Source organism: Marinobacter sp. MBR-99 (assembly GCF_040547575.1).
Taxonomy (GTDB): domain Bacteria; phylum Pseudomonadota; class Gammaproteobacteria; order Pseudomonadales; family Oleiphilaceae; genus Marinobacter.
Window position 1 is genome coordinate 49,239 of record NZ_JBEPPY010000025.1, and the last position, 25,704, is coordinate 74,942.

The 25,704-nt window shown below is 55.9% G+C and carries 23 protein-coding genes and 3 pseudogenes; 10 read left to right on the forward strand and 16 right to left on the reverse strand.

The genetic code is table 11. The features are described 5' to 3' along the window. Window positions 1-52 precede the first annotated feature (52 nt). A pseudogene (locus ABIE59_RS17920) lies at window positions 53-337 on the reverse strand (LysR substrate-binding domain-containing protein); the annotation flags it as partial. 157 nt (window positions 338-494) lie between these two features. Between ABIE59_RS17920 and ABIE59_RS17925 the strand changes: the two are divergent. After that, window positions 495-871: pseudogene (locus ABIE59_RS17925) on the forward strand (transposase); the annotation flags it as partial. Between the two features lie 98 nt (window positions 872-969). Further along, complete coding sequence (locus tag ABIE59_RS17930) at window positions 970-2,073, forward strand: IS110 family RNA-guided transposase (RefSeq protein WP_354448982.1); 1,104 nt, start codon at window positions 970-972, stop codon at window positions 2,071-2,073. Window positions 2,074-3,446: 1,373 nt separating this feature from the next. On the opposite strand, the gene ABIE59_RS17935 is transcribed toward ABIE59_RS17930, so the two are convergent. Next, window positions 3,447-3,728, reverse strand: a complete 282-nt coding sequence (locus ABIE59_RS17935; RefSeq protein WP_354448984.1) for a carboxypeptidase-like regulatory domain-containing protein — start codon at window positions 3,726-3,728, stop codon at window positions 3,447-3,449. A 162-nt stretch (window positions 3,729-3,890) separates the two neighbouring features. Between ABIE59_RS17935 and ABIE59_RS17940 the strand changes: the two genes are divergently transcribed. Beyond that, window positions 3,891-4,148 carry a GGDEF domain-containing protein gene (locus ABIE59_RS17940; RefSeq protein ID WP_354448986.1) on the forward strand — a complete coding sequence of 86 codons (258 nt, stop codon included), beginning with the start codon at window positions 3,891-3,893 and terminating at the stop codon, window positions 4,146-4,148. Next, window positions 4,075-4,278, forward strand: coding sequence for a diguanylate cyclase domain-containing protein (locus tag ABIE59_RS17945; RefSeq protein WP_354448988.1), 204 nt, complete (start codon window positions 4,075-4,077; stop codon window positions 4,276-4,278). The genes ABIE59_RS17940 and ABIE59_RS17945 overlap by 74 nt, the downstream gene beginning before the upstream one ends. A 212-nt stretch (window positions 4,279-4,490) precedes the next feature. Here ABIE59_RS17945 and ABIE59_RS17950 read toward each other — a convergent pair whose 3' ends face one another. The 8 genes and pseudogenes from ABIE59_RS17950 to ABIE59_RS17985 all read right to left on the reverse strand — a co-directional run bounded on the left by ABIE59_RS17950 (window position 4,491) and on the right by ABIE59_RS17985 (window position 11,247). Beyond that, complete coding sequence (locus tag ABIE59_RS17950; protein ID WP_354448990.1) at window positions 4,491-4,988, reverse strand: MarR family winged helix-turn-helix transcriptional regulator; 498 nt, start codon at window positions 4,986-4,988, stop codon at window positions 4,491-4,493. Between the two features lie 83 nt (window positions 4,989-5,071). After that, window positions 5,072-6,211, reverse strand: coding sequence for a cyclohexanecarboxyl-CoA dehydrogenase (aliB, locus tag ABIE59_RS17955; RefSeq protein WP_041336260.1), 1,140 nt, complete (start codon window positions 6,209-6,211; stop codon window positions 5,072-5,074). Between the two features lie 54 nt (window positions 6,212-6,265). Next, window positions 6,266-7,051 carry an enoyl-CoA hydratase-related protein gene (locus tag ABIE59_RS17960; protein ID WP_041336261.1) on the reverse strand — a complete coding sequence of 262 codons (786 nt, stop codon included), beginning with the start codon at window positions 7,049-7,051 and terminating at the stop codon, window positions 6,266-6,268. A 31-nt stretch (window positions 7,052-7,082) separates the two neighbouring features. Further along, window positions 7,083-7,850, reverse strand: a complete 768-nt coding sequence (locus ABIE59_RS17965) for an SDR family NAD(P)-dependent oxidoreductase (protein ID WP_126813297.1) — start codon at window positions 7,848-7,850, stop codon at window positions 7,083-7,085. Between the two features lie 36 nt (window positions 7,851-7,886). Beyond that, window positions 7,887-8,915, reverse strand: a complete 1,029-nt coding sequence (locus ABIE59_RS17970) for an AMP-binding protein (protein WP_354448993.1) — start codon at window positions 8,913-8,915, stop codon at window positions 7,887-7,889. Between the two features lie 23 nt (window positions 8,916-8,938). Continuing rightward, window positions 8,939-10,509, reverse strand: a pseudogene (locus ABIE59_RS17975) (IS3 family transposase). 33 nt (window positions 10,510-10,542) lie between these two features. Beyond that, entirely contained in the window at window positions 10,543-11,037 is a 495-nt protein-coding gene (locus ABIE59_RS17980) for an AMP-binding protein (RefSeq protein ID WP_354448995.1), read from the reverse strand. 9 nt (window positions 11,038-11,046) lie between these two features. Next, window positions 11,047-11,247 carry a hypothetical protein gene (locus ABIE59_RS17985; RefSeq protein WP_354448997.1) on the reverse strand — a complete coding sequence of 67 codons (201 nt, stop codon included), beginning with the start codon at window positions 11,245-11,247 and terminating at the stop codon, window positions 11,047-11,049. 201 nt (window positions 11,248-11,448) lie between these two features. On the opposite strand from ABIE59_RS17985, the gene ABIE59_RS17990 reads away from it, so the two are divergent. After that, window positions 11,449-12,225, forward strand: a complete 777-nt coding sequence (locus ABIE59_RS17990; RefSeq protein ID WP_354448999.1) for an enoyl-CoA hydratase — start codon at window positions 11,449-11,451, stop codon at window positions 12,223-12,225. Window positions 12,226-12,471: 246 nt separating this feature from the next. Here ABIE59_RS17990 and ABIE59_RS17995 read toward each other — a convergent pair whose 3' ends face one another. From ABIE59_RS17995 to ABIE59_RS18015, 5 genes are read right to left on the reverse strand one after another with little or no spacing between them, the layout of a single operon-like run. After that, on the reverse strand, window positions 12,472-15,510 hold the full coding sequence (locus tag ABIE59_RS17995) for an efflux RND transporter permease subunit (protein WP_354449001.1): 3,039 nt from the start codon (window positions 15,508-15,510) through the stop codon (window positions 12,472-12,474). Continuing rightward, window positions 15,507-16,559 (reverse strand): efflux RND transporter periplasmic adaptor subunit, encoded by a 1,053-nt coding sequence (locus ABIE59_RS18000; RefSeq protein WP_354449003.1) that lies wholly within the window; start codon window positions 16,557-16,559, stop codon window positions 15,507-15,509. Before ABIE59_RS18000 ends, ABIE59_RS17995 begins: the two co-directional genes overlap by 4 nt. A gap of 37 nt (window positions 16,560-16,596) precedes the next feature. Continuing rightward, complete coding sequence (locus ABIE59_RS18005; RefSeq protein ID WP_354449005.1) at window positions 16,597-17,499, reverse strand: alpha/beta fold hydrolase; 903 nt, start codon at window positions 17,497-17,499, stop codon at window positions 16,597-16,599. Continuing rightward, window positions 17,489-17,980, reverse strand: coding sequence for a PaaI family thioesterase (locus ABIE59_RS18010; RefSeq protein WP_011784137.1), 492 nt, complete (start codon window positions 17,978-17,980; stop codon window positions 17,489-17,491). Before ABIE59_RS18010 ends, ABIE59_RS18005 begins: the two co-directional genes overlap by 11 nt. Then, window positions 17,977-18,462, reverse strand: a complete 486-nt coding sequence (locus ABIE59_RS18015) for a PaaI family thioesterase (RefSeq protein WP_031209883.1) — start codon at window positions 18,460-18,462, stop codon at window positions 17,977-17,979. The genes ABIE59_RS18010 and ABIE59_RS18015 overlap by 4 nt, the downstream gene beginning before the upstream one ends. A gap of 258 nt (window positions 18,463-18,720) precedes the next feature. Between ABIE59_RS18015 and ABIE59_RS18020 the strand changes: the two genes are divergently transcribed. Next, window positions 18,721-19,335, forward strand: coding sequence for a TetR/AcrR family transcriptional regulator (locus ABIE59_RS18020; RefSeq protein ID WP_011784139.1), 615 nt, complete (start codon window positions 18,721-18,723; stop codon window positions 19,333-19,335). Window positions 19,336-19,376: 41 nt separating this feature from the next. Here the strand turns inward: ABIE59_RS18020 and cypR are convergent, their stop codons facing one another. Then, a complete protein-coding gene (cypR, locus tag ABIE59_RS18025; protein ID WP_011784140.1) occupies window positions 19,377-20,447 on the reverse strand; it encodes a transcriptional regulator CypR in 1,071 nt (356 codons plus the stop codon). A gap of 51 nt (window positions 20,448-20,498) precedes the next feature. Here cypR and ABIE59_RS18030 point away from each other — a divergent pair, with 51 nt between their 5' ends. The 4 genes from ABIE59_RS18030 (at window position 20,499) to ABIE59_RS18045 (ending at window position 25,230) form a co-directional block, all read left to right on the forward strand. Further along, complete coding sequence (locus ABIE59_RS18030) at window positions 20,499-20,897, forward strand: 2Fe-2S iron-sulfur cluster-binding protein (protein ID WP_319802629.1); 399 nt, start codon at window positions 20,499-20,501, stop codon at window positions 20,895-20,897. Window positions 20,898-20,911: 14 nt separating this feature from the next. Then, window positions 20,912-22,324 carry a cytochrome P450 gene (locus ABIE59_RS18035; RefSeq protein WP_011784142.1) on the forward strand — a complete coding sequence of 471 codons (1,413 nt, stop codon included), beginning with the start codon at window positions 20,912-20,914 and terminating at the stop codon, window positions 22,322-22,324. A 73-nt stretch (window positions 22,325-22,397) separates the two neighbouring features. Then, window positions 22,398-23,648: an NAD(P)/FAD-dependent oxidoreductase gene (locus ABIE59_RS18040; RefSeq protein ID WP_011784143.1), complete on the forward strand. Its 1,251-nt coding sequence runs from the start codon at window positions 22,398-22,400 to the stop codon at window positions 23,646-23,648. 637 nt (window positions 23,649-24,285) lie between these two features. Next, entirely contained in the window at window positions 24,286-25,230 is a 945-nt protein-coding gene (locus ABIE59_RS18045) for an IS5 family transposase (protein WP_011784144.1), read from the forward strand. Window positions 25,231-25,704 lie beyond the last annotated feature (474 nt).

A 25,704-nucleotide genomic window follows, 5' to 3' on the forward strand; every position in this document is an offset into this window, starting at 1 on the left:
GGAATTCATTGACGGGCGGGCATTTAAGCAACCGGAGGCTTGCGTGCGCTCGCTATTCAAACCTGTCCCAGTACGGAGGTTCGCCGAAAAACCCTTCGATAAAGTCGACAAAGCTAGGAACCTTGCTCGCGAACAACTGCCGGTGTGCATATACCGCATAAAGTACCATGGATTCTGGTTCATGCTCTGACAGGACGACCTCCAGGTTTCCTTCCCTGATCGCCGCCCCAGCAATGAAGGTGGGCTGCAGGGCGATGCCGGCTCCGGCAATCGCCGTTTCTATCAATACGTCACTTTTATTGCTGTTCATCTCCCTAGTTTCGTCGCGACCACTGCCTTGTAGCCACTGTTATGTACCGTGTGATCTGCATCCAGGGTAAGTAGTCGCCCCTGAAAAATAAAAACCTGAGTAAATGCAATTATTTACCGTGAATCTGGGGTATAAAATCCACCATAAATCTACCCGTTTCGCTCAAAAACCGGAAGAAATGCCCATGATCCCACGGGATAAACGCCAGGCACCACAGCGAGATCTGCTGGAGACCTACTTCGAAGATATTCTGAACTCCGGAACGAACTGGTGCAGATGGGCAAACGGATTGACTGGACAGCCTGCGAACACTTCGGCCGGTTGTACGCGATAGAGGCCGGGCGTCCGGGGCTACCCATCCGGTTACACGTGGGCTTGCAGCTGCTCAAGCACACCTACGCGTTGTCGGATCGTGATGTTCTGGATCGCTGGGTGGAGAATCCCTACTGCCAGCACTTTTGCGGCGAAGTGATCTTTCAGCACCGGTTGCCAATGGATGAAACCACCATGATGCGGTTCCGGCCCTGCTTTGGCGAAGACGGAGATCGAGAGCTTCTCAAAAGTAAACAATGGGATGGACTCCTCCTCACCTAACCGGCATCTACGTGCCAAAATGGTGAGTGAACAGTCAACCATCGTAAAGATGAGGAGAAGTCCACATGAATATTATCCGCGTCGGAGTTGATATTGCCAAGTCAGTGTTTCACGTGCATGGCGTAGATCGCCACGACCAAATCCAATGGCAAGGCAAGTATTCTCGCAGCAAGTGGCTTGATGCACTCAGCCGCAAAGTACCAGCTGGCGCCGAGATTGGCATGGAGGCCTGTGCCTCATCTCATTACTGGGCGCGTGAGCTGCAAAGGCGAGGCTATCACGTCAGGTTGATTGCCGCTCAGTTCGTAAAACCTTACGTCAAGAGCAACAAAAACGATCGGGTAGACGCGGAAGCGATCTGCGAAGCCATGAGTCGTCCGAACATGCGATTTGTTGCCCCCAAGACGGTGACCCAGCAGGACATTCAGGCTGCTCACCGTATCCGGGAAGAGCTTGTTGGGCAGCGAACTGCCAAAGCCAACCAGATACGGGGACTGATAGGCGAGTACGGCATTATTGCCCCGGTTGGCATCCAGCAGCTTCGCAGCGCCTTACCGGGGTGGCTTGAAGACGCCGAAAACGAGCTTACCGATAACTTCCGGGTTCTGCTGAATGGGCTGGCTGAGGACCTCCGTCACCTGGATGACCGCATTAAAGCGCTTGACGATCGAATCACCGAGAGTGTCAAACAGGATCCTGTGGCGAAGCGTTTGATGACATTACGCGGCTTAGGACCGCTCACAGCCAGTGCCTTGTCAGGTGCTCTGGGCGACGGGAAGGCCTTCCGCAAAGGGCGCGACTTTGCCGCCTCCCTGGGGTTGACACCCAAGCAGCACAGCACCGGGGGTCGAGATCGTTTACTGGGGATCAGCAAGCGCGGCGACAGTTACCTGCGCAAGCTGCTCGTTCACGGAGCACGGGCCGTGCTGCGTCATGTTGATAGCAAAGATGACGGACTCAGTCATTGGCTCAAAGGCCTGGCAGCCCGGAAGCATATCAATGTGGCAACGGTGGATGGATTTGCCGCTATCCATAAAATCGCTCTTAAACAGAAGGTTAGGTTTACAGAATCCATGCCAGGTTCATCAAACACTTCATTTGGAGTATTTATCTGGCTTTTCATGAACTTGCTCGCCCTCTGTCTGCTTTTTTCTGCTGTCGGCTCTTAAACAAAAGCGAATATTCGAGGCAGGGCTTACCCCGGGCCCGAAGGTTCCAAACTAGTCATTGGCCTTTTACCCAGTATGGTTGGCGGAGTATATTTCAGGCGCCAATTTATTCCGTGTTAGAGCTCGCGATGGGGGGCTAAGCTGATGTTTACCGCCATTGACCTGCACCCAACTTTCTAAAGTCTAAAAAAGCCGGGGGTGTGAAGCCTGGCAACAGATGAGCAACGCTTGGAGTCAAGAACAGGGCTTAGTCCCTTCTCACTTTAAGAATTCCAGAGAAATATTTCACTTTTGCAACAGCTGGCTTATTTTCGACCGAATAAAACCGACGCGATGTGTCGGCTAAATTAAAGGCTGGGCTTTCTCCTTGACGACCAATAAAAGGGGATGGCGGTCTCTTTACTGTAGCTCAGCTAATGGAATGCTCAAGCTCGCCCAACCCTTCCCCCAACAACATTGTCAGATAATGCCTGGCGGCGTGTTCACTTGTGCTACGGAACAATGAGCTTTCGCCCTCGATGTAGACCTCGTAACGGAAGGGTCTGAAGAAGCCACTCACTTCCCTGATGCCCAGCTCCAGGAGCTCCACACACCTTTGCTTGCAGGACCAAAGGACACGAGCTTCCACCCCTTCGATCGCGTTTTCCATGACTGACATACATGCCCTCGTTTAAACGACGTGCAGATAAATCTGCTTTAGGGGGCTCATCCTGAGCACATCACCCAAATAAGGTTCTAACTGGTTTTTCCTGTCAACGGTACGATTTAAACAATCCTTTGTTTCGGGACCGTGAAAAGTACTAGCGGGAAAGGAAAAAAACCGGCCCCAGTCCAGGAGCCGGACAACAAGATCGACTTCTGATCTTCGAGAGAGCGGGCAGTGTGAGGGCAGAGAATGACAATCTGGTTACGGAAATATTGCTAGCACAGTTAGATTTCGAGGCTTTCACGGTTGAACGATGTCGAAAGCCGAGGTAAAGCCTTCTGGACTGGCTTGGTCTGAATCCAACATATCCTGCGAGTAAGGCGTCTCAAGAATTTGAAATTTGCCAACAGCGTACGCAATCTCGAAATCCAGATCTCCGTAGAGGCGCGCTGTAACAAATATCTGACGAGAATCAGCCTGAACAACATCAGTAACAGCAATAGCGGTTGAAAAGCATGGAGGAGGGGCGGGCGGTAACTGGAACTCAATACAGCTTACCTCGCCTTCAGGAAAGACCGTGTTTGCGCTGAGAGCGGCAGCGTTGAAAAGAAACTGAAATATCGTTGAATCAAGAATGTGGCCGGATGGAGAAAGAGAGAACGGAGAAAGGTGCAGTGATAAAGAGCAGTGACCAAGCTCAATCTCGACACTCGGACGGAATCGTAACCTAAACCCCAGCTTCCGTCAGATCCCCAATCGAAAAAAGACCATCGTTATCGGTGGATGTTGTAAAAGTCGATCCCGATTCAATGAAACTGACGTTAACGGTTGCGCCACTCACAGGTGCCTTATCGTTAAAGCCAAACACGCCACCATTTATCATCATTGTTTCTGGTTCGAAGTCGCCAGAAATGATGGAGATAACTCGTTCAGCTTCGGAGATCAATGCGGCTACATAACCTTCTTCAACAAACTTTCCGTCTCTCTTGTTGACGGTGGCAATTTCCACGAATCTCCAGAGAAGGAGTCACGGATTGCAAATTCTGCGTTGGAGGCTGTGCGAGGGGACGGGACACGCTTCGCCATCGTTATTATTCTGAGGCAGATTACGTTGGCCTGCGGCAGTTACAATCTGGCGATTTGTCAGGATGTGTCCGAGCAGCGATACCTTGTGACCAGGCTACGGAACGAACTGGATCAGGAGCGACTGCTTGCCCGGACAGATCCCCTTACGTCGATTGCTAACATTCGGAGCTTTCGAGCAGAGCTTGAACGCTCCATCGAGCGTCTTTCTCGATACGGTCGACATTTCACGCTAATCAGTATTGATCTGGATAATTTCAAGCCGATTAACCATGACTACGGCCACGCAGAGGGGGGGCAAAGTGCTCAAAGATGTGGGGGATACCCTCAGGTCTGGCCTTCGTAGCGGCGACTTCCCGGCACGCATCGGTGGCGACGAATTTGCGGTGTTGCTTCCTGATACGGATTTCGACGCGGCCAGGAAGTTTAGCCCGCGCCTGGTCGAGACCTTGGAGAAACAAGATGAAGAAGAATGACTGGCCGGTGACGTTTTCACTTGGCGTGGTCACCTTCAATGAAACACCCGGTCGGGTCGATAAAGCCCCTGATGGTAGCTGACGAAACCATGTACCTCGCGAAACGTTCTGGCAAAAACAGGGCTGCAATGCGTACGTTTCTGTAAAGCCCCCAGTCACTTCTATGGCCAACTCTGCTAGTTGGCCATTTGGTCAAGCTGCCGAGTGAGGCATTATTCGGCTTCGAGATTCTCAGTATCCGTGTGTTCTGGGATGGTTGACTCCAGCGAAACGTCAATAAGTCCATGCTGAAGCTTCTTCAGAAGGTGAAGCAAGCTGACGCCGTCATCAAAACTCATCCCCTGCATGGCCTGTCTGTAAAACTCGGCAATAGTATCCTGCAGTCGATTCCAGAAAGTCCGACCAGATTCGGTAAGTACCACCAGTCGAGCTCGGCGGTCTTGGGGATCCGGTATCCGGACAACGTGGCCATCTCTCTCCATTCGCTTCAGAACACCATCCAGGTTTTGGCGACTGACGTATAGATATTCTTTGAGCTGGTTGAACGAAGTTCCGTCCTCAAACCCCTCCCGCGATAGAGCTCCAAGCACTGCCCACTGTACAGCGCTAATGCCCATCTCATTCTGAACCTGACGCTGCAGAATGTTTCCAGTCTGGAACAGACGAAAGAACAGGCGGTTGGGAATGCCTCCGGATTCGTTGACGATCATTTGTGCTCCTTTGGTTCTGCCATGGTTTTCCGGCCAAGGCAGACTGTCTTCGGCACCCCGAATCGCAGAGGATATGGGGTGCATCACTTCGGCAGGTATTCGCGGGCGATGATGTTCTTCATGATCTGCGCGGTACCGTCACCTATCTGCAGGCCAAGGACATCCCGCAACCGCTGGGCAAAGGGCAGGTCTTCACCCCAGCCGGTGTGGCCGTGGGCCAGCAGGCACTGTTTTACCACATCGAAGGAAAGCTTGGGCCCCCACCATTTGTTCATGGCGGCTTCGGCGTTGTGGGGCAGGTTGTTGTCCTTGAGCCAGAGCGCATGGTAACACTGCATGCGCGCGGCATGAACGAAGGTCTGGTATTCGGCCAGCGGATGGGTCAGGCCCTGGAAGGCTGACAGGTTCTGGCCGAAGGCTTTGCGCTCGGTCAGCCACTGCCAGGTTTCATCCAGGGATTGCTGGGCCACCGCCAGGCACTGCAGGCCGATCAGGGCGCGGCTGTAGTCGAAGCCCTGCATCACCTGTTTGAAGCCCTTGCCTTCGTCGCCCATCATGTTGTGGGCAGGTACTTCCACGTTGTCGAAGAAGATGGAGCCACGGCCAATGGCGCGCTGGCCGTTGTCTTCAAACCGGGTGGTGGTGATGCCCGGGGTGTTCATGGGCACCAGGAAGGCGCTGATGCCGGAGGCCCGCTGCTCGACCGTGCCGGTACGAGCGAAGACCACCGCCACGTCGGCCTGGTCGGCCATGGAGATGGAGGTCTTCTCGCCGTTAAGCACGTACACGGCGCCCTTCTTCTCCGCCTTCAGGCGCAGGTTGGCCGCGTCGGAACCGCCGTGGGGCTCGGTCAGGGCGATGCAGGCAACTTTCTGGCCGGTGGTCATGCCGTGCAGCCATTCTTGGGCCAGGTCCGGGGCGGCGTGGCTGGCAATGATCTGGCCGTTCAGGGAGGTCAGCAGGGGAATGTAGCCAACGTTGAAATCCCCTTTGGAGATTTCCTCGATGATCAGGCCGCTGGTGACACAGTCCATGCCACTGCCGCCGAATTCTTCCGGCAGTTCGCCACCGAGCAGCCCCATCTCGCCGAGCTGGCGGATGACATCCTTTTCGATGACGCCTTCCTGATCCCGCTTGCGGTAGCCCGGAGCCAGCACCTCGGCGCTGAAGCGGGCCACAACGTCGCGGATCGCGTTCTGTTCTTCATTAAATCCGAAATTCATGGTGTTCTCCGGGAGTGTCGGTGACCCGGTGGTTTTGCCACCGGGCCGGACCGCTTACTTGTAGAATTTCCGGAAGTCCGGTTTGCGCTTTTCCTTGAAGGCATTGACGCCTTCCTTGGACTCGTCCGTGTCGTAATACAGGCTCAGGGCCTGCATGCCGAGGGCACCGATACCGCCAATGTTGTCGCTGTCCGCGTTGAACGAGCGCTTGGCGATGGTCAGGGCGGTGGGGCTTTTTTCAAGGATTTCGTTGCACCACTTCTGCACTTCCTCGTCCAGCTGCTCCGGCGGCACCACGGCGTTGACCAGGCCCCACTCCAGTGCCTGCTGAGCGGAATACTTGCGGCACAGGTACCAGATTTCCCGGGCGCGCTTCTCACCGACAACCCGCGCGAGGTAAGCGGTACCGAAGCCGGGATCCACCGACCCGACCTTGGGGCCGACCTGGCCGAAGATGGCGGTTTCCGAAGCGATGCTCAGGTCACAGATCACATGCAGCACATGGCCGCCGCCGATGGCGAAGCCATTGACCCGGGCGATCACCGGCTTGGGCACTTCTCGGATCACGCGCTGGAGTTCCTCCACCGGCAGGCCGATCAGGCCGCGTCCGTCATACTGGCCGCCCTCGTGAGCGCCCTGGTCACCACCGGTGCAGAATGCCTTCTCGCCGGCACCGGTGAACACGATCACGCCGATATCCTTGTTCCAGCCAGCGCGATGGAAAGCCTCAATCAATTCCATGCAGGTCTGACCGCGGAAAGCGTTGTAGCGGTCCGGTCTGTTGATGGTGATGGTGGCGACACCGTTGGTTTCGTCGTACAGAATGTCTTCATAGTTCATGGTTTGATCTCCTTGTTCGTGAAAGTGGGCATTAACCGGCCATGGTCAGGCCGCCGGATACGCTGATGACCTGGCCGGTAATGAAGTTGGCGTCGTCACTGGCGAGCAGGGCGATGATGCCGGGATAGTCTTCTGGCTGGGCCCGGCGCTTCATGGGCACCGCGTTGCGGAAGGCTTCCAGCAGTTTCTCGGGGTTCGGAGCGGTTTCCGCCACGCCCTTGAGCAGTGCGGTGTCGGTGGGGCCGGGACAGACCACGTTCAGGCACACGTTCTTGGTGGCCAGTTCCCGTGCCACGGTCTTGCTGAAGCCCACCAGGCCGGCCTTGCAGGCGGCGTAGACGGATTCGCCGGAGGAGCCCACCCGGGCCGCGTCGGAGGCCACGTTAATAACCTTGCCACCACCGGCGGCGATCATCTTCGGCAGCACCACGTGATGCATGTTCAGGGCACCGGTGAGATTCACCGCAATCAGCTGGTCCCAGAGCTTGGGCTCGGTTTTCAGGAACGGCATGAAGCGGTCGAAGCCGGCGTTGTTCACCAGCACCGTGGGTACGCCCAGATCGTTTTCGATGGCCGCCACCGTCTCGGTAATGGCCGCATAATCGGTGATATCGGCGGCGTAGGCGCGGGCCTTGCCACCGGCTTCGGTGATCAGGTCCACGGTGGCCTGGGCTGTGGCTTCGTCACGGTCCAGAACTGCAACCAGGCTGCCTTCTTCGGCAAAGCGGAGCGATACGGCGCGGCCGATGCCGCCACCACCACCGGTAACAATGACTGTTTTTCCGTTAAGGCCTTTCATGGGTTGTTCTCCTGTTGCTCAGAGTAATGGGTCGGGTCAGGCGCGTTTGGCCGGTTCCAGGCGCACTTCTTTCGCCTGTTCCCGCAGTTTGAATTTCTGGATCTTGCCGGAGGCGGTGCGGGGCATGGCCTCGATCACTTCCAGGTATTCCGGCAGATAGCTCTTGGAAAGCTGATGTTTGGTCAGGTAGCTCTTGAGCTCGTCGAGGGTCAGGCCGGTGGCGTTCTCGTCGAGGGTAACGTAGGCGCACAGCCGCTCACCCAGGCGCTCGTCGGGGCAACCCACCAAAGCCACATCGGCAATGCCGGGAAACTTGTAGAGCAGGTTCTCCACCTCAACCACGGGGATGTTCTCGCCGCCACGGATCACCACATCCTTGGTACGGCCGGTGATGCGGATGTAGCCGTCCTTGTCCACGCGCGCGAGGTCGCCGGTGTTGAACCAGCCGCCTTCGTCCACGCCATAGAGTTCGGGTCGCTTGAGGTAGCCGACAAACAGGCTGGAGCCCCGGACGAGCAGGCTGCCTTCTTCTCCGGCAGGCAGTTCGTTGCCCTGGAAGTCGGTGACTTTCACTTCCGTGTAGGTCAGGGCCTTACCGTCGGATTGGCTGGCTCGCTCGTCGGGATCCTCCGGGCAGGTCGTAGTGACCGCGCCGTTTTCGGTCATGCCCCAGGCTGAAACAATTTTTGCATTCAATACCTTCCCGGCCTGTTCCACAACGGCGCTGGGGATCGGTGCGCCGGCGGAGACGAAGATCCTCAGGGAATCCAGTTCACCCTCGTGCTTGGGAGCTGTTTTCACCAGGTCGGCCAGGAACGGTGTCGCCGCCATAGTGAAAGCCGGTTTCTCGGCGGCAATTACGTTGCAGACGTATTCTGCGTCCCAGATGTCCTGAAGTATGGAGGTGGTGCCCAGATAGATGGGCACGAGTATGCCGTATGTGAAGCCGGTCTGGTGGGCCACCGGGGAGGCCATCAGTATTTTGTCATTTGAGGTCAGGTGCAACCGGTCGGAGAAGGCCCTGACGTTCGAGAGCAACGTATTTGAGGTATCGGCGATTTTCAACCCAGTTGTCCAAATGACCGCGTTTAAGCGGCCAGTTTATTACGCTCAACTTCCTGCAACTTGCCAGGGTTGAGCGATACCGGTCCGGTCACTTCCCAGTTTCGGGTGGGGCCAGACCAGCGCCGTGGATTTAGGCGCTTTGCTCTTTCATAAACCATTTTTCGATGCGCCAGGCGTTCGTGATCAATACCCCGATGCCGGTCTGCTGGTGTCACGAACCGGATACCGCTGTGGAGGTGCCGTTCGTTGTAGGCGTGCTCGAACGCCAGCATCCAGTCGCGCACTGCCGTCAGTGATTCAAAGCCTTTTGAGGGCCACTCCGGGCAGTATTTGACGGTCCGGAACAACGACTCCGAGTAGGGATTATCGTTGCTGACTCGTGGCCTGCTGTGCGACATCAACATGCCCAGATCGGCCAACCGGGCCTTGAGTGTATAGGACGTCATCGGTGCGCCGTTATCAGAGTGCAGGACCGGTGGGTCAAGCCAACAGCCTTCCCGCAACAGGGCACGCTCAACCAGCCTTCGGGCCAGATCACCGGATTCCGCGTCATGGATTTCCCAGGCAACAATCTTGCGACTGTAGATGTCCATGATCAGGTACAGATACCAATGCTGGCCACGCACCGCTGACGGACAATAACTGATGTCCCAACTCCACACCTGGTTCGGGCCTGTCGCGGTGAAGCTGGTTGGCTCAGGCACCTTGCGAGGCGGCTTCATGCGCCCCCGATAATTCTGTTGCTGGTGCTTCTTCAGTACCCGGTAAAACGACGACTCAGAAGCCAGATAGACGCCTTTGTCAGCCAGTGACGGCACGATCTGCGACGGTGGCGAACTCCGGTACTGAGGTTGATTGCATGCACTCAGAATGGCCAACTCCTCGGCCTGGGTGAGTTTATGGGGCTGTTCAACCCGTTCCGCATCAGGACGGCGATCTTCAGCCACCCGACCGTCGGAACTGCGCCAGCGCTTCAATGTGCGCTCGCTGATATCCATCAGCTCTGCGGCCCTGTATCGGGCTGCACCACCGGCAACGGCTTCATCAAACAGCTCCAGGAGCCTTGCACGTTCGTCCAGCGGCGTCAGTCGTCCTCGCTGCTGTCCGGGTCTTCGCCGTACAAGGCTTCGAGCTTTTTTGACAGCACCAGAAGCGAGGTGGTCTCAGCCAGAGCCTTGTCCTTGCGACGGACTTCCGCTTTCAGTTTTTTGATGGTTTTCCGGGACTCTCGTTTCTGCTTCTGAGCCGCTTTATCCTGGCCTTCCTGCATGCCAGCGCCCTGAAGGCAGGCTTCTTTCCAGCGCTGCACCTGCTCCGGATACAGGCCTTTCTCACGGCAATAGGCGCTGAGTTCGGCTTCAGACATCGAGGCCGTTTCCACTACAACGGCCAGCTTGGCTTCGGGGGACCAGTCTTCCCCGGTATTACGATTACCCGGCACAGGCATTCCTTGTTGTCGACACTGTTTCAACCAACTACACAGAGTCACATCGGATATGCCTTCCTCTGCCGACACCGACAAGACACTGCGGTTCTGCGGAGGTAATAGCTTCTTCAACACTGAGGCTTTTCGTTCTTCGGAATAGCGTGGCATGAATTCTCCCATGCCGCCCCTGATTGGTTAAATTCAGGCGAAACCGCCTACTGGACAACTAGGCTGACAGAGGGGGGTATGTACAACCCCCTTGGGCTCGCCGGTGGTGCCGGAGGTGTAGAGGATCTGGACCGCATCATCGGCGCTGAGCTGGCGCTCGGCAAACAGGGCTTTGGTGTCCTGCTTTTCTTCCCAGGGCGTCTCCATCAGACGGTGTTCAAAACTGCGTTCCCCCTCTCCGTCGATGACCAGCAGTGTTTCGAGGTTCGGCAGCTCTCCGCGAATACCGTCAATCATGGCCTCGTAGTCAAAGCCACGGAAGATCTTTGGAATCACCAGAAGTTTGGCCTCGCCATGTTTGAGCATGAAGCGCAGTTCCCGCTCCCGGAAGATGGGCATCAGCGGGTTGAGAATGGCACCGATTCGGATGCAGGCCAGATGCAGGGCGGTGGTCTGCCACCAGTTTGGCAACTGGCAGGCCACCAGGTCGCCTTTGTCAATACCCATGGCCGCCAGGCCTGCGGCCATGCGGGTGACTCAGTCATTGAGTTCGCGATAGGTGAGGGCGCCGCGCGTGTCGCTGGTGACCTGATAGCCGACGATGGCTTCCCGGTCCGGGGTGCTGGCTACTGCCTGATCCAGATAGTCGGTAATAAGCTTGTCGGTCCAGGCGCCGCTTTCGATCATGGCGGCACGGCGTTGCGGATTGAGAGTGATGCCTGTATCCATCTGAGTCACCTGTTGTGTCTGGTTTGTTGTTGGGTGACCTGACCACAAAAGCAGGTCATTACCTTGTCAGTTTCAACATACGCCTTTGCAAATTAATATGTCAACATGTTGCGTTAAAAAATGCTCGGGTGTAGCCTTTAAAATCGACGTCATCAACGATATAGATTTCTATAAAAAGTAATAAGAAAGCAGATATTAGTAGAGGTGGTTATGGAGTACAGCAACATATTGCTTGAAAGGCACGAGGCGGTGGCTCTCGTCCGGCTCAACCGGCCAGCAGTGTACAACGCTTTGAACAACGCTTTGATGAACGAATTGACGTCCGCTCTGGAAACCCTGGAAGTAGATAACGCCATTCGCGCGATTGTCATTACCGGCAACGAGAAAGCCTTTGCCGCCGGCGCAGACATTTCCGAAGTCCACGCCCTGGACTTTTCCCGGGCTTACCGGGAGCGCTTCATCTCCGCTAACTGGGAAACCGTGACCCGATGCCGCAAACCGGTGATTGCCGCGGTGGCCGGCCTGGCACTCGGCGGTGGCTGTGAGCTGGCGATGATGTGCGACCTCTTGATCGCCGCCGATAACGCCCGTTTCGGCCAGCCGGAAGTGAAGATCGGCACCCTGCCTGGAGCTGGAGGAACCCAGCGACTGGCCCGGGCCATCGGTAAGGCTAAGACCATGGACCTGTGCCTGACGGGTCGGGTGATGGATGCGCAGGAAGCCGAACGCAGTGGTCTGGTCAGTCGGGTGGTGCCGGCTGACGATCTGCTCGAGACGGCCCTCGCGGTCGCGGCCGAGATCGCCGGCTACTCGCAGATGGCGACCATGATCAACAAGGATGCGGTTAACCAGGCGTTCGAGACTCCCCTGAGAGCGGGCATCGAGTACGAGCGCCGTCTGCTGTGGTCCAGCTTTGCCTCCGAAGACCGCAACGAGGGCATGACCGCCTTTCTCGAGAAACGTCAGCCCCGGTGGCAGCACCGGTAACAGAACCGTTAACCCACAGACGCCCAGGCGCGGCTATGGCTATTTATTTCACCTCTCCCGCAAGGCCGTAAACGAAATCCGCTCCTGCTCCGGACGCAGATCTCTGCCAGGCTCCAGGGTGCCCAGTAGGCGCAGATTGGTTAAAGGACCTGCACCAACAAACAATGCAGGCAAAAAACACCCTCGATCTGCAGACCGGCGGCTGCGTGACAGGGCACTTGCCCGCACTCACGTAGCCGGCTTTCCTCAGTGTTCGTTCTTTAGGCGAAACCAGAGGGCATAAAGCGCCGGGACAAACAATAGCGTAATCAGAGTGCCGACCGCTACGCCCCCTATAAGCACATAAGCCAGCGGTCCCCAGAACAGGTCAAAGGTCAGAGGTACAAACGCCAGAACGGCCGCCAGGGCGGTGAGCACCACGGGGCGGGCACGTTGGACTGCCGCTTCGACAACGGCTTCCCGGGCAGCCATTCCTGCTTTGAAGTTGTCCTGCACCTGCTGCGTCAGAATCATGGTGTTTCGCATCAGGATGCCGCCCAGGCCAATCAGCCCCAGCAACGCGGTAAAGCCAAAGGGTTGATTAAACAGCAGCAGAGCCAGCACAGCCCCAATCAGCCCCAGTGGCGCGGTGGCAAGAACAGTCAATGTGCCGATAAATGAACGCATCTGAAGCATGATAAAGATCAGCATCAACGCCAACATCACCGGTTGTAATGTCTGGATTGAAGCATTGGCTTTGGCTGATTGTTCCACCGTACCGCCGATTTCAATACGATACCCCTCCGGCAACTGTTCACGCAGGGTTGTCATCGCACTCCAGATCTCCTTGGTGACATCCGGTGGCTGGGCACCTTCTACATCGGCCTGAACGGCCAGGAAGGGGGCACGGTTGTAACGCTTTATGACGGGGTCCTCGTAACGAACCTGCCACTTGCCCAGTTGCTGTACGGAAAGTTTGCGGCCGTCGCGGGTTTTGATCTCAAGATCTTCCGGCATGATCACTTCGCCACGGGCATTACGCGCCACCAGTTGAACGCTCCTTATGCCCTGGCGCAGTTCGGTGACGGCCACTCCGCGGAGTTGGAACTGCAGTTGCCGGGCAACTTCCGCCGGGGTCAGGCCCATCCAACCCAGGTTTTCCGGGTCCATATCAAGATAGAGAGTGGGCACGCGCTCATCCCATTCGAGATGCGGCATGACGATATTCGGATGCCCGGTCATGAGAGTGCGGATCTGGTGCGCGATCTCTCTGAGTTGATCGGATTCCGGGCCCAGCACACGAAAACTGACCGGCCAGACCACCGGGGGACCGTACAGCAAACGCGTCACCCGCACTCGTGCCTCCGGAAATTCACCCGCCGCGATTCTGGTTTCCAGCGCCGAGATGATGCGATCGCGCCCTTCAACGTCCTGCCCAATGGCAATCAACTTGGCAAATGCCGGGTCCGGCTGCTCAGGATTTGCCGATACGAAGAATCGGGGCGCACCGGCACCGATGTAAGCAGAAAGGCTCTTCACCTCCGGCATGTCCATCAGAATCGCTTCCAGGCGTCTGACACTTTGATCCGTGGTGGCAATAGCGCTCCCCTGCGGAACATAGACACTGATCAGAACTTCGGGGCGATCAGAACTGGGAAAAAACTGCTTCTGCACCTGGGTTGCCATCCCGAAAGCACTGATCCCCAGCAAACCCACTGTGATAAAAACGACGGTTTTCCGGTACTGTACACACGCTGTGATCACCCCGCGCAACCGTTGATAAAACGCGCTTTGGTAGAGGTCCTGGCCCGTATGCCCGGTGTAATCGGGCAAGAGTTTGACGCCCAGATAAGGCGTAAAGGTTACCGCCACCACCCAGGAAATTAACAACGAAAAAGCCAGCACCCAGAAGATGTTGCCGGTATATTCCCCCACACCGGACTGGGCAAATCCGATGGGGACAAATCCGGCCACCGTCACCAGCGTTCCAAACAGCATGGGCGCGGCGGTTACGCTCCAGGCATGACTGGCTGCCCGTACCCGGTCCCAGCCACTCTCCATCTTCACAATCATCATTTCAATGGCGATGATCGCATCGTCCACTAACAGGCCCAGTGCGATAATCAACGCACCCAGGGTGATGCGGTCCAGGTTTATGCCCGCCATTTTCATCAACAAAAAGGTCAGGCCGAGGGTCACAGGAATCGCAATGCCCACCACCAAACCCGCGCGCAGACCGATCGCCAGTATGCTGACCCCCATCACGACGACCAACGCAACCAGAAACTTGACCTGAAAAAGATCAACCGCCTGAGTGATGGCTTCCGCCTGATCGGTCAGGGTCTGTATTGACATCCCCAGGGGTAGTCTGGCCTGTTCAGCGCTGACAAACTCGCGCAGCCGCTCGCCAAACTCCAGGCCATTTTCCCCCGCGCGCATGACCACACCCAACAGGATCGCATCCTCACCGTTGGCACGGACGATATAGTTCAAAGGATCTTCATAACCCGACCGCACCTCAGCCAGATCAGACACGGTGATAAGCTGGTCTCCGATACGCAGAGGCACTGAGGTGAGGCGCTCAATGTCAGACAGGTCGATGTTGCTGCGGACATAAACCCGCGGGCCGGCAAGATCAACAAAGCCAAGGGGCTGAAGACGATTGTTGGCCTCTATCGCCTGCAACACTTCTTCTGCCGACAAACCGAGGTTGTTGAGCCGATCCTGATCAAATTCGAGATACACCCGCTCAGGACGCTCCGCCAGGAGCTGTGCTTTTTGCAAGCCGGGCAGCCGTTGCAAGCGATCCCGTATCGATTCTGCCTCTCGGGTCAGTTCACGCATTGGCATCCCGGGTGCCGTCAGCGCCAGCAGGGAGAAATACACATCCGCGAAATCATCGTTGACGATGGGGCCGATCACATACCGGGGCAGATTGGGCCTCTCATCGAGCATGCGTTTGCGGACTTGATAGAAGAGGTCCGGCACTTTTTCGCTGGGCGTAGAATCCTGGAATCGGATAAGCATGGCGGCCTGCCCGGGCCGGATGGTTGTTTCAATGGTATCGGTATACGCCACCTCCTGAATTCGCTTTTCCAGACGATCCACGACCTGATTCTGCAGCACCTCGGGGGTTGCTCCTGGCCAGACGACAGAAACCACCATCGCCCGGACGGTGAACGCAGGGTCTTCCGCCCTACCAAGGGAGGAGAACGCGTAGAAACCGGCAACAACGGACAGCAAAAGAAAAAAGAGGGTGACCGAACGCTCGCGCACTGCCAGCGCGGAAAGATTCGGTAAGCTCATTGAGCCAGCTCCCGCACCGCCATGCCAGGCGTGAGCAGGTGTGTCCCCAACGCGACGATGGGCGTTCCCGCGTTGATATCGGCCTTGATCTGCGCATACTCCTCCCCCAGATTGATAACCTCGACCGCCAGGGGCTTCACCGTGCCATCGGAGACCAACCAGACCTGCGGCGTTTGCCCTCTCTCATCGAGGGCACCCAGCGGTACGCGATGGCTGGGCGCGGTTTGCTTCTGTGCTAACTGGACACTCACCACCGAACCCAGGGTTAAAGATGAGGGGTAGGGCCCCTCCAGGCTGTATCGGGCACGCCAGCTCCGGCTTGCCGGGTCGGCAGCCCCGGCAATCTCTCTCAGGCTCACAGCAAGCTGTTCGCCATTGGGTAAAGGAACATAACCGCGCCTGGGCGGGCTACTGCCCTCTGGCAAAAAAACCTCGACTTCCAGCGATTGATCTTCGGCCAGAACGGCAAGGGTTTGACCGACACTCACAACCTGGCCGGGTTCAACGATGACCTCAGTGACCACGCCCGCATTAGCGGCTTTTAGTTGCGCATACCCCAGGGCATTCTGAGCCTGCTGATTGCGTGCAGAAGCCGTTTGCACCTGGCTGCGCGCCTCACGCTCTGCCAATTCAAGGCGTTGCAGGGTTTGTTCGCTGACAAACTGACGCCCCACAAGTTGCTGTTGGCGCTGGAGCTCATTGGTGGTAATTGCCAGGGCCGCTTCTGCACGCTTCAGATCCGCGGCGGCTCCCTCCGCCGTTGCTACAAGGTCTCGTGTATCGAGTTTGAACAGTAAGTCGCCTTGTTTCACTCGCTGACCGGCATCGATGTAACGATGTTGAATCCGACCGGCGATCTGAAAGGCCTGAGGAACTTCGTGGCGGCCTCGCAGGGTTCCTGAAAATCTCTGCGCTGTTGGGCCAGCCTCCTTTAGTTCAACTGTTTTTACCCAGGGGATAGGGGCGCGGGTCTCTGGGGGCGGTTCCGAAGACTGCTGACAACCAGACAGAACGAGCAGCACGATAAACAGTGTCAGCATAAAGCGCATGGCAGGTGTCCCGATTGGCAAAGTCCAGGTGTGGGTATCAGTTCTCTCGGCATCCGGACAAAGCAAGTTGCAGGATGGCATCGCGAACGGTGTCGTTCTGCTCCATGGGCAGAAAATGGGGCGACCCTTCAACCACCCTCACGTCAGCCGAGGGCAGCAGGGTCTGCAGCCGTTGTCGGGCCGCCGGCGAGAACGTTGACCCGCGTTCTGCCGCCAGCGCGATAACCGGGCACCGCAACTGACGAATACCCGGCCACGGGTTGTGTTCGGTATGGGCAAACGTAGTACTTTCCCAGTCCGGGCTACACGCCAATTGAACTTGATCGTCCTGCGGTACGAAGGCGTGCTGAACGTAGGCTTCCAGCCATGCCTCGGGCCAGGTCTTAAAGCCACCGCGGCCACGATAGTTGTCCACCGCAGCGGCGTGCGAGTCGAATACCGGGCGCCGACGTGCGGCTCCGGCGGCCAGTGACAACCGGTGTCCCTGGCGCAGCAGCTTGGCCAGCCACAATCTCCGGCCCTGCCCCGGATCCATGATCACCGGTTCCGCCAGAATCAGGCCCAGCACTTTGTCTGGCCGTCGGGCAGCGGCCATGATGCTGGTGGTGGCACCGATGGAATGGCCGGCGAGCCAGACCGGCTCGTCCAGGCTTTCCAGCAGAGCGATCATGTCGCGATAGTAGGTTTCCCAGCCCCGGAATGTCGAAAAGTTCGCCGCACCGGCGCTGGCCCCGTGCCCCCGCATGTCCCAGGCCAGGACATTGACGTCCGTGGCGAGCTCGTCAAGCAGTGGATGGTACAGGCGGCCATGGAAACCCGTGGCATGGGCCCAGTGCAGTGTGGGTCGCGCTTTGGATTGCGGCCAGCGCCACAGTGCGATATCGGCGCCATCCGTCGCCCGGAATTCGTCGCGTTCAGGTGTGTTGTGCTTAATGTCCATGACGGTCTTCTTGTTGGGCGGCCATTGTCGGGAGCAATAACTGAACCTGACCAGTGGCGATCGGTTTTTTATCATCGCCTTGCCAGCAGGTCACCTGGACCAGGCTGGTGCGCCTGCCTTGCCGAATAATGTCGGCCCTGGCGAACGTCGATCGGGCCTTCGCGGAGCGGAGGTAATTGATGTGGCTGTCGAGAATGCGCGGGCAACGTGTCTCTGCATCCTGGCTTTGCGCAGCCACCCGCGCGGTGAGTTCGATCAGGGCTCCAAGCACGCCGCCATGGAGGGCTGGTAGCATGAAGTTGCCAATCAGCGCTTCACGACACGGCAAATGAACCAATACGCCTACATCACCGCGCTGAACCTCAAGCCCGAGGTGCTGTGCATAGGGAATGCGCTCCAGAAGAGCCTGCCAGTCAGCACATTCTTTCGCACTTTCCGCAGTGCCTGAGATTTGTGGGGCCGAATCGCCAGTCGTGCTCATGCGCTCTCCTTTCCTGGTCCACCTGCATGCAATTGCTGTCCCTGGGTGTTACGCATGAAGGTGGCGTTTGCCGTCGCTAGTAACTCGCGATTTCCCTCGCTAAGGATGTCACAATGAATAAACGCGACATCGTCCGATAAATGACGACAGGTGGCCACCGCTGACAGGGCCCGGTCGCCGATGGCAGGCCGCAAATAATCCATGCGCAGATCCAGAGTGGCAATGGGCATCAACTCCAGGGCACCCGCGAATACCGCCAAGCCTCCGGCGGAGTCTGCCAGCGAGTAAAGTACGCTGGTGCAGATTTCTTTTGTATCCTTATGGGCGAACATCCATGACTGCGGGGTTAGCCGCATACAGACCTGGCCCTGGTCTACCGAGACAACTTGCATGCCCAGATCCCTGCCGTGAGGAACCTGTTCGGTGAACTGCCACGCCGTCGTCACAGCGTCACTGTGCTGAAGTTTGTTCAGATCGTTCATCAGATCCGCCCAGTCTGACATGCATTTCGCGCAGGGGCGGAAGTGTAGAGGACCAGTGGATTGTCATAGGTCATTGCCATGGCGTTCTCTTGTGAGTAGCATTGTTTCCAAAGTTTGGTTGGTCAACCAACCAAAAGTCAACACTTTGTTAATCCAAATGGCACGGCACCGGTGTAATGGCGTGCGATCAGTGAAACGAATCGAATGATGGCTGCTCTGATGATTAATAAACGGGATTGCTCAGGAGATGGTTAAGCCATGGTTGACAGACAGATTACCCCTGCAAGCAAATTAGGCGATCAGGGTAACGTTTTGTCTAACGCCGCCCGGCTCTTTCGAGAGAAAGGTTTTGAAAGGACGTCTCTAAAGGAGATTGCCGAAGCCTGCAATATGCTGCCCGGAAGTCTGTATTATCGTTACAGCAGCAAGGAAGCGCTGCTCGTTGAGCTGATGCGTCGGGGAGTAGACCTGGTTACAACAGAGGTTGAAACCGCGTACGCCAGCTCGGACGATCCCGTGGAACGATTGCGTCTTTGTATCAACGCACATTTGCACGCCCTGCTGGTTGATTCGGATACGGTTTACGTACTTTTGTTTGAGTGGCGTTCACTGAGCGCGGAGGCCCGCGGGGACATCATCGCTTTGCGTGACCAGTATGAATCCCTTTGGGCCGAGATCATCGAAACGATGATTGAGCAAGGCGTGATTCGGAAGGATGTCAATGCTCGCCTGCTTCGCCTAATCGGCCTCGGGGCGCTCAACTGGGTCGCAACCTGGTTTGATCCGAAAGGTGTCTATACACTCGACGGCATTGGTGATTTTGTCTGGAACGTCATCATGGATGGTGTAATCAGGAAAAGTGTACGAACATAGGCACTGGCTCCCCAAGCGTAATTAGCGCCGGTTTATGTTTGTTAATCACGTGTATAGATGGTGTGTGATCTGACGTTTAGCCTGAATTGCTCAGGTGGCTGGCCAAACCAGCGTTTGAAGGCGCGTCTGAAATTGGCACTGTCGTGATAATTCATCAACGCGGCAATGGCCTCGATTGACAGTTCGCTGTCACGCAGGTATAGCGCTGCCTGCTGAGACAGAATCTCGTCACGGATTTTTCGAAAACTGCTGCCTTCATGGTTGAGTTTACGCGCCAGGGTGCGTTTGCTGATGAACAGAGAAGCAGCCGCTTCCTCTTCACTGAGCGTTCCCGGCGGCCGGGACAACATCATCTTCTTCAGCCGGGTCTGGTAGCTTGGCTTATCGGACTGAAGTTGCGCAAGCATGGCTTCACACTGTCGCATGGCCAGATGATAGTTTTCATGATTGGCAGAGGCGTTTGGTTCCCGACACAAGGCCATCGGCAAGCTGAGTTTTAATTGGCTGCAATCAAAGTGAATCTGCCCGGACAAAAAGTCCGAATACGTTGCGTGATACTCGGGTTTCGGATGGGCAAAGCATACTTCAGCCTCGCGCAAAGGGCGGCCAACCATGAACTCGCCGAATTCGAAAAGTGCCTTGACCATCGCATCCGACAGGCAACGCTGTATGTCATCGTCTAATGGCCCCAGGTACTGCAGAATACATTCCAAACGCTCACCGACTTGCTGCAAGTGCAACTGGATGAAGCTCGCGCGCGTGGGCAGGAATGTCCGAATCGCGTGTAGAGCAGTGAGGAGGTCGGGGCTGCTGTAAGCCACGAACCCCATTGCTCCGTGGGTTGCCGGAGTCATTCGTTTACCCAGCCTTAACCCAAATTCTGGCTGGCCGGACAGATCCATTGCATTACGCAGGATCTGTATCTGCTGAGCCACAGTAAGCAGTCCGTCCTCGCTCAAAAATTGCGTCACCCCAAGTCCAGTGCCCCGCAGCAGACGCGGAAGTTGTCTGGCTGTCAGATTCAGCTCACGTGCAACTAGCCGTGAGTAATTCGATGGAATATCCGGACCGGGACTTTGCAACTCCTCCATTTTCTTCCGCGCCGCCATCATTGATACCCCCCTTCCTAAAGTTTCGCCATTTTGTCTTCAAATGACCCCTGCTTGTCAAGAAATGACCTGAAAAATATGCTGGCAGACAGGCAATATCTGTCAATCATCAATGCTGGTAGGAGAACAACATTGGGCAAAGTTACGTTTATCGAACATGATCAAACTGAACATGTCGCAGAATTCAAAGCTGGTTCCTCGGTAATGCAAATCGCTGTTGATAGCGCCATTCCCGGTATCGACGGGGATTGTGGGGGGGAGTGCGCCTGCGGTACCTGCCACGTTATCGTCACGAACGAATGGTTCAGCAAGACAGGCACGCCTGGCAATGAGGAAGAACAAATGCTGTCAATGACACCGGAGCGGGCGAGCACTTCGCGCCTGGGCTGCCAGGTGGTACTGACTGATGAAATGGACGGCATGACCGTGCATTTACCCGAGTTCCAGATGTGAACACAGGAGGACGCATGCCAACACTGCCCAGAACATTTGACGACATTCAGTCCCGACTGATTAACGCCACCTCCAGGGTGGTGCCGATGCAGAGGCAAATTCAGGGACTGAAATTCTTAATGAGCGCCAAGAGGAAGACCTTCGGCCCACGCCGACCGATGCCCGAATTCGTTGAAACACCCATCCCGGACGTTAACACGCTGGCCCTTGAGGACATCGATGTCAGCAATCCGTTTTTATACCGGCAGGGTCAGTGGCGCGCCTATTTCAAACGGTTGCGTGATGAGGCGCCGGTCCATTACCAGAAGAACAGCCCTTTCGGCCCCTTCTGGTCGGTAACTCGGTTTGAAGACATCCTGTTCGTGGATAAGAGTCACGACCTGTTTTCCGCCGAGCCGCAAATCATTCTCGGTGACCCTCCGGAGGGGCTGTCGGTGGAAATGTTCATAGCGATGGATCCGCCGAAACACGATGTGCAGCGCAGCTCGGTGCAGGGAGTAGTGGCACCGAAAAACCTGAAGGAGATGGAGGGGCTGATCCGATCACGCACCGGCGATGTGCTTGACAGCCTGCCTACAGACAAACCCTTTAACTGGGTACCTGCTGTTTCCAAGGAACTCACAGGCCGCATGCTGGCGACGCTTCTGGATTTTCCTTACGAGGAACGCCACAAGCTGGTTGAGTGGTCGGACAGAATGGCAGGTGCAGCATCGGCCACCGGCGGGGAGTTTGCCGATGAAAATGCCATGTTTGACGACGCGGCAGACATGGCCCGGTCTTTCTCCAGGCTTTGGCGGGACAAGGAGGCGCGCCGCGCAGCAGGCGAGGAGCCCGGTTTCGATTTGATCAGCCTGTTGCAGAGCAACAAAGAAACGAAAGACCTGATCAATCGGCCGATGGAGTTTATCGGTAATTTGACGCTGCTCATAGTCGGCGGCAACGATACGACGCGCAACTCGATGAGTGGTGGCCTGGTGGCCATGAACGAATTCCCCAGGGAATTTGAAAAATTGAAGGCAAAACCGGAGTTGATTCCGAACATGGTGTCGGAAATCATCCGCTGGCAAACGCCGCTGGCCTATATGCGCCGAATCGCCAAGCAGGATGTCGAACTGGGCGGCCAGACCATCAAGAAGGGTGATCGAGTTGTCATGTGGTACGCGTCGGGTAACCGGGACGAGCGCAAATTTGACAACCCCGATCAGTTCATCATTGATCGCAAGGACGCACGAAACCACATGTCGTTCGGCTATGGGGTTCACCGTTGCATGGGCAACCGTCTGGCTGAACTGCAACTGCGCATCCTCTGGGAAGAAATACTCAAGCGTTTTGACAACATCGAAGTCGTCGAAGAGCCCGAGCGGGTGCAGTCCAACTTCGTGCGGGGCTATTCCAGGTTGATGGTCAAACTGACACCGAACAGTTAATTAACCGATTGACCAGGATGGCATCCGAACGTGTGGAGAGTCCAATCCCAGGGCACAGCGAAAGAGATAGCCTATGGTAAGCAAACGTAAAGAGAGGACGGTCATTGTTGGCGGTGGGCACGCAGCAGGTGCCCTCCTGACAGCCTTACTCCAAAAAAAATATCAACATGAGGTCGTTCTGGTGGGGAATGAACCTCATCCGCCCTACCATCGACCGCCGCTGTCCAAGAATTACCTGACAGGAGACGTTGATCAGGAGTCGCTGTACCTGAAACCGCGCTCGGTATACGAGAACGCAGGCCATCAGTTGCGGCTCGGTGTGCGCGTCGAACAAATTGATCGGGACAGTAGCACCATCAGCTTGTCGGATCAGAGCAGGCTGCAATACGATCGACTGGTCCTGGCCACCGGGTCACACCTTCGACACCTGAACGCGCCCGGGGCTGACTTAAATGGCATTCATTACCTGCACGACATAGCTGATTCAGAGGTACTGCGTGAACAGTTAGTTGCTGGAAAGCGCCTGGTCGTCGTGGGTGGTGGTTACATCGGCCTTGAGGTGGCGGCCAGTGCCAACAAAAAAGGTGTTAATGTCACGGTGCTAGAAGCCGCCGAACGTCTTATGCAGCGCGTTACGGGCCCGGAAATATCAGCGTTCCTTTACGACAAACACCGTGGCGCCGGCGTGGACGTACGTCTGAACACAGCGGTAACCGGCTTCGAAGCGGGCGATCAGGGGCATGTGGCTGGCGTGACGTTGGCGGACGGAAGCACCGTACCGGCCGACATCGTCCTTGTGTCGATCGGCATTATCCCGGAAACCGCTCTGGCTAAGGACGCCGGCCTGCCCTGTGATAACGGTATTATTGTTGACGAATTTACCCGTACCGAGGACCCCGCCATCTTGGCGATCGGTGACTGCACCCGGCACCGGAATCTTTTCTTCGAAAAGATGCAACGACTCGAGTCTGTCGCCAATGCTGTCGATCAGGCTCGTACAGCCGCGGCAACCCTGATGGGTGAGGAGAAACCCTATGATAGCGTTCCATGGTTCTGGTCAAACCAGTACGATGTTCGTCTGCAGATGGTAGGATTGTCGCAAAATCATGATCAGCGAGTGGTTCGAGGCACCCCCGAGGATAAAGGATTTGCCGTGTTCTATCTCCGCGAAGGCTGTGTTATTGCTGTTGACGCGGTCAACCTGCCCCTTGCTTTTTTGGTAGGCAAGACACTCGTTCAACAACGCAGAACGATCAACCCGGAACTAATAGAGGATCCGGATACTGAACTGAAATCTTTGGTGAACGGAAGGCTCCAGAGTTGAAGGCAATATGTTGCGTGGCAACCGAAGCAGCCAGTCACCGGAGTGAGCCAATAAATATGAACTTGATCCTCTTAACAATAAAAGATTGTGACTTTGCGCGACCGCTATGGGTTGAGGTGTATATCACTGAATCTTGGTTAAATCACACCAAGCACTTAATGTTTTCGGCCTCTTCTCTTGGAAGTGTCACTGTTGAAGCCGTTGGAAAGTGGCATCCAAGAACGGGCTACTCAGAGTTCAAACTGCAGGCAGTCTGTAAATCAAACAGAGTGAGATTCAGGCTTGTTGGAGATGTAAATGGGAGGCGGGTTCTGACATCCGGTATTGATATCAGGACACTTGACCAATTGAATCAAAGGTATGGCGCTAATGAAACAGTTTTTTATAGCAAGGACGTACCAGTGCTGATGGCAATCTATTACTCAACTAAACGGTTAGAGGTTTTTAAATAACGTTTGCTGGCTGCATTCAGCAACCTTTTGATCGGTGAAAAATATCTGCTGGCGTAGGCCTCAAGTTTGGGAATTCTCGAACATATGATGAAAGAAATGATTTGGGTCACTTAGGGAGACTCTGAATAAGTCCCCAAAATCAGCGATAATACGGCCGTCGTCAACCGCATAGGATCGTTGCCACCATGGATCAGATCACCTTCTCCGAAGCCGAGTACCAGACCAAAAAGCGCAAAACCCGCCGCGAGATCTTTCTGGAACGGATGGACAAGCTGATTCCGTGGAAGCAGCTGGAAAAGAAGGTAGCCCGTTATTACCCCAAGGGCCAGAACGGACGGCCTCCCTATCCTTTGTCTGCCATGCTGCGCGTTCACTGCATGCAGTTGTTCTATAACCTCAGCGATCCGGCCATGGAAGATGCATTGTACGAGATCGAATCCATGCGCCAGTTCGCTGGCCTGAAGCTCGATCGTCTGCCAGACGAAACAACGATCCTTAAGTTCCGTCATTTTCTGGAGCAGCATGGTCTCGGCAAGGTGCTGTTCAAAGAGGTGAACAAGCACCTGGAGAAAAACGGCCTGATGCTGCGTGAAGGCAGCATTGTTGATGCCACCATCATCTCTGCGTCCAGCTCCACAAAGAACAGTTCTGGCAAGCGCGATCCGGAGATGCACCAAACCCGAAAGGGCAACGAATGGCAGTTCGGCATGAAGATGCACATTGGCGTCGACGACACACTGGGCCTTATCCATAGCATCGACACCACTGCTGCCAATGTCCATGACATTGTGCCTTCCGGCAAACTGCTGCACGGTGAAGAGCGCCGAGTCTTTGGTGATGCCGGCTACCTCGGCATACAAAAGCGAGGCGAGCACAAGCACCGTAAAAATGTGTCTTGGTTCATCGCCAAGCGCCCGGGTTCACGGAAGGCCCTGAATGCTGACAAGCTGAAAGCCGAGAAAATCAAAGCCAGCATCCCCTCAAAAGTGGAACATCCGTTCCGGTACATCAAGCAGGTGTTCGGCTACAACAAGGTTCGCTATCGCGGCCTGTCGAAAAACACCAACCGGCTGCACTTGTTGGCCGCGTTCAGTAATCTGTTAATCGGTGAAAAATACCTGCTGGCATAGGGGCAGTGTGCCTATTTTCCGCCAAAATGGCGGGAAACGGGCAGAAAACATACAAATAAATGGAGAGTTGCGTCTGAATTTTCCGTTTTCTGCTGGCTCAAACGGATGCTGGTGAAAATCGACGGTTATTCAGACCTTCCTTAGCTTTCTGTAATTGGCGAGTACAATGTATGCGCCGCGAACATGATCAGTCTTTGTTCGTCATGGCATCGAACACGTTTTTGTGGCTAACTGAGACCAACGTTTTATTAACGTACTGGAAGACCGATTTGCCGATGGAGATTCTTGATAACCTGCTTCATCGATACCCCCTTCGATTTCGCAGTGTGGCAAGCCCCAATATCCTAGACACCTGACAGCTTTGTGAAGTACTGCTTTTCTAAGGAGGCTCTGAATAAGTCTCCAAAATCAGCGATAATACGGCCATCGTCAATCGCATAGGATCGTTGCCAGCATGGATCAGATCACCTTCTC